This is a genomic window from Streptomyces sp. NBC_00224 (assembly GCF_041435195.1).
Lineage (GTDB): Bacteria > Actinomycetota > Actinomycetes > Streptomycetales > Streptomycetaceae > Streptomyces.
Genome location: NZ_CP108106.1, coordinates 7,922,117 through 7,935,465, shown reverse-complemented (window position 1 = coordinate 7,935,465; position 13,349 = coordinate 7,922,117). Strand labels below are relative to the sequence as shown.

Below are 13,349 nucleotides of genomic sequence, written 5' to 3'. Positions count from 1 at the left end.
GCCCAGGTGAGCCGGCAGGTGATCCTGCTCCTGGCGGTCACCTGCGGGGTGGCCGTGGGCAACGTCTACTTCCCGCAGGCGATCAGCCCCACGGTCGCCGCCGCGCTGGACGTCTCCCCGGACGCGGCCGCCCTCACCGTGACCGCGGCGCAGTTCGGGTACGCGGCCGGGATCTTCCTGCTGGTACCGCTCGGGGACCGGTTCCCGCACCGGTCGCTGATCGTCACGCTGCTCGGCCTCACCGCGCTCGGGCTGCTCGCCGCGGGCGCCGCGCCGGGGCTCGGGCCGCTGGTCGGCGCGAGCGCCCTCATCGGGATCACCACGGTGATCGCCCCGATCGCGGGGCCGCTGGCGGTCGGCCTGGTGGCCGAAGACCGGCGCGGGGCGGTCAGCGGGACCCTGCTGAGCGGGTCCCTGGGCGGCATGCTGCTCTCCCGGACGCTCGGCGGAACCGTCGGGGAGTGGCTGGGGTGGCGCGCCCCGTATCTGATCGCCGCGGCGCTCGCCCTGATCACCGCGGTGCTGTTGTGGCGCGTGCTGCCGAAGACGACTCCGCCGTCGCGGCAGCGGTATCCGTCGCTGCTCGCCGAGCCGCTGCGCCTGCTGCGCGCCGAGCCCGAGCTGCGGCGGTCCTGCTTCTACCAGGCCATGCTGTTCGGCGGCTTCTCGGCCGTCTGGACGGGCGTCGCCCTGCTGCTCACGAGCTCCACGTACGGCATGGGCGCGCGGGCGGTCGGGGCGCTCGCCCTGGTCAACGCGGCGACCATGCTCTGCACCCCGCTCGCCGGACGCCAGACCGACCGCCGGGGGCCCGACGCGGTCAACCTCGTCAGCATGCTCGGCGTCCTGGCGGCGGCCGCCGTCCTGGCGTTCGGCGGTCTCGGCGGATCGCTGGGAATGGCCGCCCTGGTGGTGGGCACGCTGCTGCTCGACATCGGCATGCAGTCGGGCATGATCGCCAACCAGGTGCGGTTCTACGCGCTGCGCCCCGAGGCCCGCAGCAGGCTCAACACCGCGTACATGACCTGCGGTTACATCGGCGGAAGCCTGGGTTCGTGGACCGGGGCCCGTGCGTACGCCGCCTTCGGCTGGCCGGGGGTGTGCGTCCTGGTGGCGCTGCTGACCGGGGCGGCCCTGGTCCGGCACGGTTTCGCGTGCCGAAAGCGCCCCGGCATCACCGCCTCGGCCCGGCAGCCGGCCGTGCCGGAGCCGAGCGCGGCCCCGTAGCCCGGCGCCGGGGCCGTCGCGCCCTGCCGGGTCAGACCCGGACGTCGTCGCTGCGGCTGATCATCAGGTTGCCCATGAACCGCCGGTCCACCTCCCGGGCGCCCAGCCGTACGGCCTGGGCGCGGGTCGGCGGGGTGATGTCGTAGTGCCACCGGTGGTCCTGCGGGCCCTTGCGCTGGTACCAGGCGCGGCGCATGCCGAGGGCGGCCGCGAAGGCGTGCAGTTCGTCCTCCGTGTCGGCCGTCATATGGCACCAGTGCGCGGACGGCAGACCTCGTCGTCGCGCGAGAGCGCCGTAGTCCTTCACGTCGTCCACGTAGACGGTCAAGGGGCAACCTCCCACTCCTGCTGAGGCTTTGTATTCTCCCTTGCCCCGGAGCGGCCCCGGGACACCCCGCCGTGGCGACCGTTTCGCGCCGTTCGCCACCCTGCCCATCACCATGGCTTTGGGATGTCATAAGGTTGGCTTATGAGGTCATAAACAGGGGGCGGGTACTCACTTAGGTTTACCTAAGCTTAGGGTGTCCGACGAGCCATTTCGTTTGTCGGTCGAAGGGAAACACTCATGCCCCGCCCCCTGCGGACAGCCATCGTGGGCGCAGGTCCCGCCGGGATCTACGCCGCGGACGCGCTGCTGAAGTCCGCGGCCGCCCTCGACCCCGGCGTCTCCATCGATCTCTTCGAGAAGATGCCCGCACCCTTCGGACTGATCCGCTACGGCGTCGCTCCCGACCACCCGCGCATCAAGGGCATCGTCACCGCCCTGCACCAGGTGCTCGACAAGCCGCAGATCCGGCTCTTCGGCAACGTGGACTACCCCGGTGACATCAGCCTCGACGAGCTCCACGAGTTCTACGACGCGGTGATCTTCTCGACGGGCGCCGACGCCGACCGGGCGCTCGACATCCCCGGCATCGAGCTCGACGGCTCGTACGGCGCCGCCGACTTCGTGTCCTGGTACGACGGGCACCCGGACGTGCCGCGCACCTGGCCGCTGCACGCGGACAAGGTCGCCGTGCTCGGCGTCGGCAACGTCGCCCTCGACGTGGCCCGCATCCTCGCCAAGACCGCCGACGAGCTGCTGCCCACGGAGATCCCGGCGAACGTGTACGACGGCCTCAAGGCCAACCGGGCGCGCGAGGTGCACGTCTTCGGCCGCCGCGGCCCCGCCCAGGCGAAGTTCAGCCCGATGGAGCTGCGCGAGCTGGACCACTCCCCCACCATCGAGGTCATCGTCGACCCCGAGGACATCGACTACGACGAGGGCTCCATCGCCACCCGCCGCTCCAACAAGCAGGCGGACATGGTCGCCAAGACCCTGGAGAACTGGGCGATCCGCGACGTGGGCGAGCGCCCGCACAAGCTGTTCCTGCACTTCTTCGAGTCGCCCACCGAGATCCTCGGCGAGGACGGCACGGTCGTCGGCCTGCGCACCGAGCGCACCCGGCTCGACGGCTCCGGCAACGTGGAGGGCACCGGCGAGTTCCACGACTGGGACGTCCAGGGCGTGTACCGGGCCGTGGGCTACCTCTCCGACGAGCTGCCCAAGCTGCCCTGGGACGTCGAGTCGGGCACGGTCCCGAACGAGGGCGGCCGCGTCGTCGAGGCCGGGCAGCCCCTCCCGTCGACGTATGTCACCGGTTGGATCCGCCGCGGCCCGGTCGGTCTGATCGGCCACACCAAGGGCGATGCCAACGAGACGGTTGCCAACCTCCTGGACGACCACGCCCAGGGCCGGCTGCGCACCCCGCCTGCGCCGGAGCCGGAGGCGGTCGACGCCTTCCTCGCCGAGCGCGGGGTGCGCTGGACGACGTGGGAGGGCTGGCACCGGCTGGACGAGGCCGAGAAGGCGCTGGGCGAGCCGCAGGGCCGCGCGCGCGTCAAGATCGTCGAGCGCGAGGACATGCTGAGGGCCAGCGGCGCCTGATCGCGAACCCTGGACAGACGGGTCGGCCCCCGCCGGGTGAGGCGGGGGCCGACGCTGTGCACAGCACTCTCAGATGGCTGTCAGCTCACCTGGAGGGTGATGTCGTCCACGACGTACGAGGTCTGCAGTGACTGGTCCTCCACGCCGTTGAACTTCAGGGTGACGGTCTGCCCGGCGAACGACGAGAGGTCGTAGGACTTCTCCGTGTAGCCGGAGTTGGCGTCCAGGTTGGAGAAGGTGGCCAGGGTCTGGCCGCCCACCGAGACGGTGAAGACGTCATAGGCGACGTTCTCGTTCTCGTCCGTGTCGATGTGCTGGAAGAACGAGAGCTGGTAGCGGGAGCAGCCGGACGGAATGCTCAGCGACTGGGAGGCGCTGTCCGTACGGGGCGAGCCCCAGCCGTTCAGCCACGCCATGTAGGAGCCGCTGTGCGGCGCCTCGCCGGCCTGGTTGGTGATGACGCCCGAGGTGGCTGTCCACGGGCTGGAGCCGTTCTCGAACCCGCCGTTGACGACGAGCTGGCGCGGTGTGCAGGTGCCGCCGCCGACGGTCAGCGTGTAGGTGGTGCTGTGACTGACCGTACCGGCGCCCGTGACCGTCAGGGTGTACGTGCCCGGTGCGGTGCTCGCACCGACCTGCACGGTCAGGGTCGAGGACTTGCCGGACTGCACGGACGTCGGGTCGAGGGTCGCGGTCACACCGCTGGGCGCGCCGGAGACCGACAGGGCGACCGTCTGCGGGTCACCGCTGACGGTGGTGGTGTTCACCGTGCTGGTGACGCTGCCGCCCGGGTTGGCGCTGCCGGAGGCCGGGTTGGTGGCGAGGGAGAAGTCCTGCGCCGGGGTGGTCCCGCCGACGGCCTGCTTCCAGATCGCGTACGCCACGCCGTCTGCGCTGCGGTCGAGGACCGTGGCGCTGATGTTGCTCGGGGTGTCGCAGGCGCTGTGGTAGCAGGAGTCGTAGGCGGCGTTGGCCGTGCCGCCCCACTTGGCCGCCTGTGCCGAGGTCTTGCGGTCGCTGGCGCCGGCCGCGTAACCGGAGGTGGCGATGCCGGCCGCCTGGAAGGACGCGTCGTCACTGCGGCCCTGGCCCTCGACGTTCTCCTCGGGGGCGAGGTTGAGCGAGGTCCAGTACGCCTTGAGTGGCGCGCCGGCGGTCGAGTTGACGTTGTTGATGAAGTAGCCGCCGTTGGGCGAGCCGACCATGTCGAAGTTGTAGTACGCCTTGATGGCCGCGCGGTCGGTGGTGCTCAGACGGTTGACGTAGAACTTGGAGCCGTTGAGGCCCTGCTCCTCGTCGGTCCACCAGGCGAAGCGCACGTGCTTGGTCATGGTGGGGTTCTTCTGGGCCAGGACCAGCGCGTTCTCCAGGAGGGTCGAGGAACCCGAGCCGTTGTCGTTGATGCCGGGTCCGGCCGACACGCTGTCGAGGTGCGCCCCGAACATGACGGTCTGGTCGGCGGGGCCGCCGGGCCAGTCGGCGATCAGGTTGTTCGACGGGTAGGTGCAGCTGGTGCAGTTCTGCTCGGCCACGGTGTATCCGGCGGCCTGGAGCTTGCCCTTGATGTAGGCCACCGACTGGGTGTAGCCGCCGCTGCCCGCACGGCGGTTGCCGCCGTTCTGGGTGGCGATGGTGCCCAGCTGGGAGAGGTGCGCCTGGATGTTGGCGACGTCGATGTTGGGCGGGTCGGTGCCGGGCGGGGTGCCGCCGACGTTGAGCGCGTAGTCGACGGTGTGGGAGAGCGTGGTGCCCTGGCCCTTGATGGTGACGGTGGACGCGCCGGGCGCCGCGTTGCTGGTGGCGGAGAGCGTGAGCACCGAGGACTGGCCGGACTGCACGGTGGCCGGGTTGAAGGAGGCGGTCACGCCGGACGGCAGACCGGAGGCGGTGAGCGCCACCGACTGGGCGTTGCCGGTGGTGACGGCCGTGCTCACCGTGGTGGTGACCGAGCCGCCCTGCTGGACGGTGCCGGACGCCGGGTTCAGCGCCATCGAGAAGTCGTTCTGGCCGCTCGGCGTGCAGGTCGGGTCACCGGTCTGCGCGGGCACGGTGATCGCGTCCCAGGCGGCCTTGGTCTTGGTGAACAGGTCGCACGTGGGGTCGAGCGACTTGGCCGAACTCAGCGTCGCCGTCCGGTACTTCTTGTACGACATGCTGCTGGTCTTGAGGAGCATGCCGCCGTAGAAGATCTTGCCGGCGTTCTGGACGCCCACGCCGGTCACCGTGGAGCTGTTGCAGGTGGGGCTGTTGGGCTTGCCGCCGCCGGGGCTGCTGCCCTCGGCGAGCAGGTAGAACCAGTGGTTGATCGGGCCCGCGGCCTTGTGCACCTCGGTGCCGGGTATCGAGGAGCTGTAGCAGTTCGGGTCGTTGCTGACGAGCGACGGGTTGTACATGTTCCGGATCGGACCCCGGCCCTGGAGATTGATCATCTCGCCGACCGTGTAGTCCGGGGTGTCGTACGGGGAGGGCTCGTTGACGTACGCCTCGGTCAGCGCGCCGAAGATGTCACCGGTGCCCTCGCCGAGTCCGGCCTCCTGGCCGCTGGTGCCGCCGGGGGTGTTGGAGTCGATGGCGTGCCCGTACTCGTGGGCCACCACGTCGATTCCGGCGATCCACTCGTTGGCGCTGTTGTGGCCGATGGTGACCGAGCTGCCGTCCCAGTACGCGTTGAGGTCGCTCAGGCCGACCTTGCCCGGGAAGCTGCGGCCGCTGCCGTTGACGCCGTTGCGGCCGAGCCACTGGCCCAGCATGTCCCACTGCTTCTGCGCGGCGAACATCAGGTCCGCGCAGCCGGTCTCCTTGCTGGTGGGGTTGCCCGTGCCCCAGGAGTCCGAGGACTTGGTGAAGACCGAGCCCGTGCTGTAGTCGGCGCAGCTGAGGCCGGGCCGGTTGGGGTCGCGCAGCGAGTAGCTGCCGCCCGAGTTGGTGGTGTCGATGGTGAGCGGACTGGGGCCGTTCCACTTGCTGCTGGCGGTGCCCGCCTCGACGTCGTCGTGGGTGGCGAGGACCTTCCCGGTCCGTGCGTCCACGAAGACGTGGAGCTTGCTGGGCGCGGTCTTGGTGCGTCCGGCGAGCACGGTCTCCCAGGCGAGGGCGGGTTTGCCGTCCGCGAGCCGGACGACGAGCCGGCTGTCGACGACCTTGTCGACCTTCGCCAGCTTGGTGCGCGAGGTGGTCTCGGCCTTCTTCGCGGTGACCGACGGGGTGGTCGCCACGTCGACGCGTACGGCCGAGGCGGACTGCACGGCGCGTATGTCGCCGTCGCCGTCGGCGAGCACCACCGCGTCGCCGCCGACGACCGGCAGCCCTCGGTAGCTCCGCTCGTAGGCGACCGAGTAGAGGTTCTTCACCCAGGGGGTGACCATGCGTCGTTCGTACTGTTCCTGCGGGGAGTTGACCAAGGTGTCGAGCCCGCTGCGGACCGCCTGGTCGGCGGCGGCGACGGCGCGCGAGAGGGGGGTGGGCCGCTGGTCCGGCCCTGACTGCGAATGGGGTGCGGCCGACGCCGTACCGGCTAGAGCGCCGGTCAGGCTCGTGGTCAGTGCCAGCGCTGCCACGGCGGCCGTCAATCTGAAGGGGCGCAACGTCCACTCCGATCGTGGGGGGCCTGTTCTTCGCGCAGTATGGGCGTGGACATGGCAAGCGTGGTACATACCAGTTGGTCATACGGCGCGAGTTATGGTGCGGCGGGGGGCCGCTGCGTACGCTCGGAAGATGCAGCTGGAGTTGAGGCACTTACAGGCCGTCTGCCAGATTGCGGAAGCGGGCAGTCTCGGACGCGCCGCCCGCCGCCTCGGGGTGTCCCAGCCCTCGCTCTCCGCCCAGCTGCGCCGCATCGAGCAGGTCACCGGCGGCGATCTGTTCATCCGCAGCCGCCAGGGCACGGAGCCGACCGCGCTGGGCCGGTTCGTGCTGGCCAGGGCGCGCCGTGTGCTCAGCGAGATGGACGCGCTCGGCACCCGGGCGCGCGCGGTCGCCACCGACGCCCCGATGCGGCTCGGCTGCATCCTGCTCGTCCTGGTCGACGGCCTGCTGGAGCAGACCGATCTCTCGCTCTCCGGGCAGGAGATCACCGTGGACCTGGAGCACTCGGTGACCGCGCTGACCCGGATGCTCGGCGCCGGACGCTATGACGCCATCGTGTACGGGGAGGTGAACGACCACGAAGTCCCGCTCCCCGAAGGGGTCCTGGCCAGAACACTGATCCCGGAGGAACCGTTCTCCATCCGGATGTCGGCCCGCCACCCCCTGGCCGACCGGGAGCACATCGAGCTGGCCGACCTGGCCGACGAGGCGTGGATGACCCTCGTGGAGGACGACGACGGCGGCCCGGAGGCCTTCCTTGAGGCGTGCGCGCGAGCCGGGTTCGTGCCCAGGCTGCGGCACCGGATCGCGGACCGCCAGATGCAGTACGCCCTGATCGCCGGAGGCCGCGCCGTCGCCCTGAGCCAGCCGACCGCGCCGCGGGCCGAGGGCACCGTGATGCGCCCCCTGGTCGGCGCCCCGCTGCACGGCCGCATCCGCCTGGCCTGGAACCGCTCGGCCGTTCCGACCCGGCAGGCGGAGCTGCTCTACCGCGCGGCGGTCTGCGCGTATCTGTCCAACGTCGACAACAACGCGTTCCACCGGGCCTGGTGGGACACCCACCCGGAGCTGCACCCGCCGGACGAACGGCAGGAGCTCCAGGCCTCCGACGCCTGAGCTGCCGCAGCCCGGGGGTGCCGCTGGTGGCGACCGTGCGCGGCCGCGGCCCCGTCGCGGTTCACTCAGCCAGCCAGGCGGCGACCGCGGCGGCTATCGGCTGGCCCGTGTCGAGTTCGACGAAGCCGAACTGCCCGCCCTGGTTGCACTCCAGGAACCACCAGACCCCGTCCGCGTCCTCCGCGAAGTCGAACGCCGCGTAGGCGAGCCCGGTGCGGCGGGTGTACGCGTGCACCGACTCGGCGATGCGGTCGGGCACCCCGGTGGGCTCCCAGCGGTGACCGCTGTCGTCGTATCGCCCGTCCACCTGCTGGGGGTCGGAGACCTTCCGGGCGGCAAAGAGCCGGGCACCCACGCAGGTCAGCCGGATGTCCGCCTTCTTGGGGATGTAGCGCTGGAGCAGCACCGGGCCCGCCCGGACGCTGGAGAAGTCCGCGTCGGGCCCGATCAGTGTGGTCGGCAGCGCCATCAGGGGCTCGTCCGGCGGCGGCCCGGCGGCACTCTTCACCACCACGTCCCGGTACTCCTGCACGAACTGCCGGGCCACGCGGGGAACGGTCGTGACGACCGTGGGCGGCACGGCGAACCCGCCGGCGTGGGCGACCCGCAGCTGCCAGGGCTTGTGACGGGCCTGTTCGGCGTCGCGCGGATGGTTCATCCAGCGCGCGGAGGCCGAGTACAGCATGCCGAACAGCGCCTGCCGGACCTCGGCGGTGAGCCACTGGGAGGGCTCCGGCGCATGGGCGGCGGGCTGCCCCGGCCGGCGCACCCAGACCGAGCGCAGCCCGGACATGCTCACCAGGAACCCGTCGACCGACAGGTGCCCGGCGAAGTCCCCGTGGGCGTACTCGGCGGACAGCACCGCTCTGCCGGGCAGATCGGCGGGGTCGAGGCGCACCAGCGGGACACCCCGCTCGTGCAGCTCGGTCACCACCATGTCCGTGGTGACGTCGCCTTCGCAGGTGAGGATGAGAACCGTCATCCGACTGCCGGGCCGTCAGTCGTCGAAGTGGGTCTGGGAACCGGCGGTGGACGTGGTGGTGCCGGTCGCCCTGAGCACCGCGCGGTCGGCGACGGCGGGGCGCCCGTCGGGCAGCACGTTCAGTTGCCGCGAGGCGTCGAAGTGGTAGGGGACCGCCACGGCCTCCGGCTCATGCGGCACCGTGTAGTGCAGAGTGAACGGCCTCACGAGGAACCTCCTGCAGAAACGTCACGCCGATCCTTGTGCACACCTGTACGTAGTGGCCCTGTAAGGAATTCATCACGTTCCGCCACATAGACGTGAAGGGCGTCACACACCGGTAGTCACACACCGGGCAGTCGGGTGAAGTCAGGTTTCGCCACCTCCCGTAACGGTGATCGCTGAGGACGTCACAATTCACCCACCTCACAGGAGCACCCATGCGTTTGCGTACCACGATCTCTGCGAGCGTCCTTGCCGTCGGCATCGTCTTCGGCGGCGCGGCGACCGCGCTCGCCCACGACAACGACGACCACTGCCGCGAGCACAGCTACGGCCAGGACCACGGCCGTGACTACGGCCGCGACCACGACCGTGACCATGGTCGTGACTACGGCCGCGACCACGACCGTGACCACGGGCGCGACTACGGCCGTGACCACGACCGTGACAAGGGCTACGGGCGTGACCACGGGCGCGACCACGACGACAAGTACGGCCGCGGCCACGGCGAGGACGGCGGCTACAAGAAGAGCTGCCACACGGCGGCGGGCAGCAACGCCAACAAGGGCTCGTACTACGAGCACAACTGCGACTCGGAGGGCTGGTCCAAGAAGGGGCACCACGAGACGTACTGACCGGCCTTCGCGTGTGGCGCGGGAGCGGCGGGCTGCCCCCGCCCCGCGCCACGCGGCACGAGCTCTCAGCTCGCGGGCGTACGGCGCCGGCGCAGGCTCGCCAGGAGTGACTTCTGGGTGAGCAGGGTGAGGATCCCCGCCAGCACGATCCCGCCCAGGTTGGCGAGGAGCTGCCCGCTGGAGCCCCAGGTCTGGGCGTACTCCTTGTAGCTGAACGCCATGGCGGCGTTGGCCGCCGCCGGGACCGTGGTCACCGAGATGGCCACCCCGATCAGCGCCCCGGACTTGGCCGAGGTGAGCGAGAGGGTTCCGGCGACACCCGCCAGGAAGGCGACGACGAACGACATCCAGTCCGGCTTCCAGATGAAGGCGGTGTTCGGGCGGTCCGCCTCCAGCATGGCCTTGTCGAACAGCCCCACCTGGTCAAGCAGCCAGCCGAATCCGGCCGTCAGCAGCATGGCCGCGGCGAAGCCCACCACCAGCGCCGTCAGCGACCGCCACACGAGCCCGGGCGCACGCTGGACGAGCGCCGTGGAGATCCCGGCCAGCGGCCCGAACTCGGGGCCGACCGCCATCGCGCCCACGATCAGGATGGCGTTGTCGAGCATCACGCCGCACGCCGCGAGCATCGTGGCGATCGCCAGGAACGCCACATAGGTGACCGTGAGCGTCGACTCCTCGTGGGTCGCGTCCGCCAGTTGTTCCCACAGCACCGCGTCCACGCCCTCGCCCGGGGCCTCCGCCTCGGCCTTCTCGGCGCGCTTGGACAGCGACAGGTCGATGTTCTCGACGGCGATCGCCCCGGACCGGTCGAGGCCGAGGGCGCGCAGACTGCCGAGGAGTCCGTCCCCGGCCTCGCGGGCGACGTCGCAGAGCACCAGATCGCCCGCGGGGTTGCGGGAGGCGCCCGGGACGACGGCCAGATGGGCGGTGCCCACCGTGGCCTCCAGGGTCCGCACCACCTCGTCGGTGAGGTCGGCGGGCACGTTCAGACGCAGATGCAGCAACAGCCCTACTCCAGGTATCGGTTCCGTCGGAGTCGGCCGGCGCCGGCTCCCGGCCCCGTGACCAGGGCCTCCGCAGACGGCAAGGGTGGCACGCGCCGCACACCCGCGTCACGCGCGCCACCCGGGTGGCCCTTTTGGGCAATGCCCCGTGGACACATCTCTGATTCCCGTGCAGGATACGGAACTCCACGGATGGAGAGGTGCCGGGAGATGAATCGTCGTCAACTACTAGCAGCAAGTGCCGTGTTGGCGACTAGCGGATCTTTGGCGGCGCCGTCTCCGGCAAGCGCCCATAGTGGTCTTCCGTCCAGGTACGAGATCGTGGCCGTCCTGCGGAGGGTCGCCGACCACTGGCTGGCGGCGCACAGCGACCCCGGTGACAACGGCTGGGCCCGGGCCACGTTCTTCAGCGGTCTCATGGCACTGCACCGGCTGACCGGCGACACGCACTACCTCATGTACGCGCGGAGCTGGGCCGAGAGCCACGCGTACGGACTCATCGGCGGGGTGACCACCCGGCACGCGGACAACCAGTGCGCCGGGCAGACCTATCTCGACCTCCACCGTCTTGAGCCCGAGCCGTTGAAGATCGCGGCCATCGAGGAGTGCCTGCACCGCATGGTCGCCGTCGACCGGCCCGCCAAGGACGACGACTGGTGGTGGGCGGACGCGCTGCACATGGCGATGCCGCCGTTCGCCCGGCTGGGCGTGCTGCGCCAGGACAGCGCGTACACGGACAAGCTCCACCGCCTCTACACCCACACCAGGCGCACCGAGGGCGGCCCCGGTCTGTGCGACACGGCGAGCGGGCTGTGGTTCCGCGACAAGCGGTTCATACCCGGCCTGCCCGGCGCGATCACCTCGCCCTCGGGCAGCCCCGTCGTCTGGTCCCGCGGCAACGGCTGGGTCGCCGGCGCCCATGTGAAGACCCTCAAGGCGCTGCCCCCGGGGGATCCGCACGTGCCCGAGTACCGCGAGGCACTCGTACGCCTGCTCACCGCCGCCCGCCGGGTCCAGCGCCCCGACGGCTTCTGGAACGTGAACCTCGCCGACCCGGGCCACTTCCCCGGCCCGGAGACCAGCGGCACCTCGTTCCTCACCTACGGCGCCGCGTACGCGGTACGGGCCGGGCTCGTCGCCCGCGCGGCCTTTCTCCCCGTCGCCGCCCGCGCCTGGCGCGGCCTCGTCTCCACCGCCGTGCACCCCGACGGCTTCCTCGGCTATGTCCAGGGCGTCGGCGACCGCCCCGACTCCAGCCGGCCCGTCACGTACGACACCACGGCGGACTTCGGCGTCGGAGCCTTCCTGCTGGCCGGAACGGAGCTGGCGGCGCTGTGCCGTTAGGGCCGGTAGGCCGCACCGGCAGGGCGCTCGCGGTGGTTGTCGCGCCCGCCGTAGCTGAATCCGGCCACGGCCGAAAAGGCGCGTTCGACCGCGGAATATGCCGTACACATACCCCGTACCGGCACCGCCCCAAAAGCCGGACGGCGGCGCCGGTGGGGCGAACCTCATTTGTCCCGCCCATAAATGACAAGGAACCAGATATTCCGGGCGACGAGTTTCGATACGACTTAATGATGAGTAAGGTGTGCCTCGCTGTCAGTGAGCCTGCGTAGGGGTTACGTCCCTTGGCCGAATTCGCCATGGCCGGAATGCGCATGCGGGTGGCGTCGTCTTCGGGATGGAGAGGGGATCGTGACTGCGGGCTCGTTCGAGGGACAGTACGTGTGGCATCCAGCCGCCGACGATCGCGAGTTGGCACAAGCCTGCACGGACGTGAGGGCCGGTCGGTATCTGAGCGCGCACAACGTCCTCAAGGACGCGCGCACGGACTTCGAGGTGCGGGCCCACCGCTCTCTGGTGCTCGCGTCCGAGGCCGCCGACTCCGACCTCGCCGAGCGGTGGCTCGCCGAGGAACCCAGCGCGGAGGCCGCGCTGTTGGCCGCGCGTGTCGCGATGGTACGGGCGTTACGCATGGCCGACGCCCAGGACGGCCGGGCCGGCGCGCTGGTGCGCATAGCGACCGCCGCCTGCGGACGGGCCGCGAAGCTGCTCCCGCAGGACCCCACCCCGTGGGTCGCCCAGCTCGCCCTCGCCCGCTACGAACGCTCCCACGACCCGGCCCCCAAAGGCCTGTTGACCGCGCCCCCGGGACCCTGGCTGCTCTTCTCCCACATCCTGCGGCTCGACCCCTGGAACCGCGAGGCCCACCACCGGTTCCTGGCCTTCTTCTTCACCCGCCACGGCGGCTCGGCGAGCGCCCGCTGGGACGTCGCCTCCTTCCTCAGCCACCGCGCACCGCTCAACTCACCCCTGCGGCTGCTCCCCCTGGTCGCACTGGTCGAGGACTACGACCCGGCCGCCCTGCTCGCGGACAGCACCTGGCTCCAGCCCCAGTGGACGGCCACCGCGCTGGGCATCTACCAGAACTGGTTTCCCCACACGGCGAGTTACCGCTTCACACCGGTCCTGGACCTGGCGTATCTTGCGCACGCGCTGTTCATGGCGAAGCGCGAGTTCGAGGCCCGGGAAGTGCTCACGGCCATGGGGCCCTACGCCTCCCGCATGCCCTGGAGCGCGTTCGGCGACCCCGAGGAGCGGCTGACCAGGGCCAGGCGGTCCTGCGGACTGCCGACCCCCGGCCCGGCCTGATCCGCCCCTGCGGCCGC

11 protein-coding genes are annotated in these 13,349 nt (G+C 70.8%); 6 read left to right on the top strand and 5 right to left on the bottom strand.

Annotated features, from left to right (window positions below):
* Positions 1-6: 6 nt before the first annotated feature.
* Positions 7-1,227, top strand: coding sequence for an MFS transporter (locus tag OG965_RS35465; RefSeq protein ID WP_371656163.1), 1,221 nt, complete (start codon positions 7-9; stop codon positions 1,225-1,227).
* 31 nt (positions 1,228-1,258) lie between these two features.
* On the opposite strand, the gene OG965_RS35460 is transcribed toward OG965_RS35465, so the two are convergent.
* Positions 1,259-1,555 carry a DUF4031 domain-containing protein gene (locus tag OG965_RS35460; RefSeq protein ID WP_218976541.1) on the bottom strand — a complete coding sequence of 99 codons (297 nt, stop codon included), beginning with the start codon at positions 1,553-1,555 and terminating at the stop codon, positions 1,259-1,261.
* 237 nt (positions 1,556-1,792) lie between these two features.
* Here OG965_RS35460 and OG965_RS35455 point away from each other — a divergent pair, with 237 nt between their 5' ends.
* A complete protein-coding gene (locus OG965_RS35455; protein WP_371656162.1) occupies positions 1,793-3,154 on the top strand; it encodes an FAD-dependent oxidoreductase in 1,362 nt (453 codons plus the stop codon).
* 80 nt (positions 3,155-3,234) lie between these two features.
* On the opposite strand, the gene OG965_RS35450 is transcribed toward OG965_RS35455, so the two are convergent.
* Entirely contained in the window at positions 3,235-6,723 is a 3,489-nt protein-coding gene (locus OG965_RS35450) for a M28 family peptidase (RefSeq protein ID WP_371657149.1), read from the bottom strand.
* Between the two features lie 145 nt (positions 6,724-6,868).
* On the opposite strand from OG965_RS35450, the gene OG965_RS35445 reads away from it, so the two are divergent.
* On the top strand, positions 6,869-7,855 hold the full coding sequence (locus OG965_RS35445) for a LysR family transcriptional regulator (protein WP_371656161.1): 987 nt from the start codon (positions 6,869-6,871) through the stop codon (positions 7,853-7,855).
* Positions 7,856-7,916: 61 nt separating this feature from the next.
* On the opposite strand, the gene tgmB is transcribed toward OG965_RS35445, so the two are convergent.
* Both tgmB and tgmA read right to left on the bottom strand, forming a co-directional pair.
* Positions 7,917-8,837: an ATP-grasp ribosomal peptide maturase gene (gene tgmB / locus OG965_RS35440; RefSeq protein WP_371656160.1), complete on the bottom strand. Its 921-nt coding sequence runs from the start codon at positions 8,835-8,837 to the stop codon at positions 7,917-7,919.
* 15 nt (positions 8,838-8,852) lie between these two features.
* Positions 8,853-9,044, bottom strand: a complete 192-nt coding sequence (gene tgmA, locus OG965_RS35435) for a putative ATP-grasp-modified RiPP (RefSeq protein WP_371656159.1) — start codon at positions 9,042-9,044, stop codon at positions 8,853-8,855.
* Positions 9,045-9,256: 212 nt separating this feature from the next.
* Between tgmA and OG965_RS35430 the strand changes: the two genes are divergently transcribed.
* The gene (locus OG965_RS35430; RefSeq protein ID WP_371656158.1) at positions 9,257-9,673 is read left to right on the top strand and encodes a hypothetical protein; all 417 of its coding nucleotides are present in this window, start codon (positions 9,257-9,259) and stop codon (positions 9,671-9,673) included.
* 65 nt (positions 9,674-9,738) lie between these two features.
* Here OG965_RS35430 and OG965_RS35425 read toward each other — a convergent pair whose 3' ends face one another.
* Positions 9,739-10,680 carry a DUF389 domain-containing protein gene (locus OG965_RS35425; RefSeq protein WP_371656157.1) on the bottom strand — a complete coding sequence of 314 codons (942 nt, stop codon included), beginning with the start codon at positions 10,678-10,680 and terminating at the stop codon, positions 9,739-9,741.
* Between the two features lie 321 nt (positions 10,681-11,001).
* Here OG965_RS35425 and OG965_RS35420 point away from each other — a divergent pair, with 321 nt between their 5' ends.
* On the top strand, positions 11,002-12,024 hold the full coding sequence (locus OG965_RS35420; protein WP_371656156.1) for a glycoside hydrolase family 88 protein: 1,023 nt from the start codon (positions 11,002-11,004) through the stop codon (positions 12,022-12,024).
* Between the two features lie 351 nt (positions 12,025-12,375).
* Complete coding sequence (locus OG965_RS35415; RefSeq protein ID WP_371656155.1) at positions 12,376-13,332, top strand: hypothetical protein; 957 nt, start codon at positions 12,376-12,378, stop codon at positions 13,330-13,332.
* Positions 13,333-13,349: the final 17 nt, after the last annotated feature.

Bases quoted from the DNA above. Each gene is read 5' to 3' on its own strand.
- OG965_RS35455 (WP_371656162.1), top strand. From the start codon at position 1,793: ATGCCCCGCCCCCTGCGGACAGCCATCGTGGGCGCAGGTCCCGCCGGG.
- OG965_RS35445 (WP_371656161.1), top strand. From the start codon at position 6,869: ATGCAGCTGGAGTTGAGGCACTTACAGGCCGTCTGCCAGATTGCGGAA.
- tgmB (WP_371656160.1), bottom strand. From the start codon at position 8,837: ATGACGGTTCTCATCCTCACCTGCGAAGGCGACGTCACCACGGACATG.
- OG965_RS35430 (WP_371656158.1), top strand. From the start codon at position 9,257: ATGCGTTTGCGTACCACGATCTCTGCGAGCGTCCTTGCCGTCGGCATC.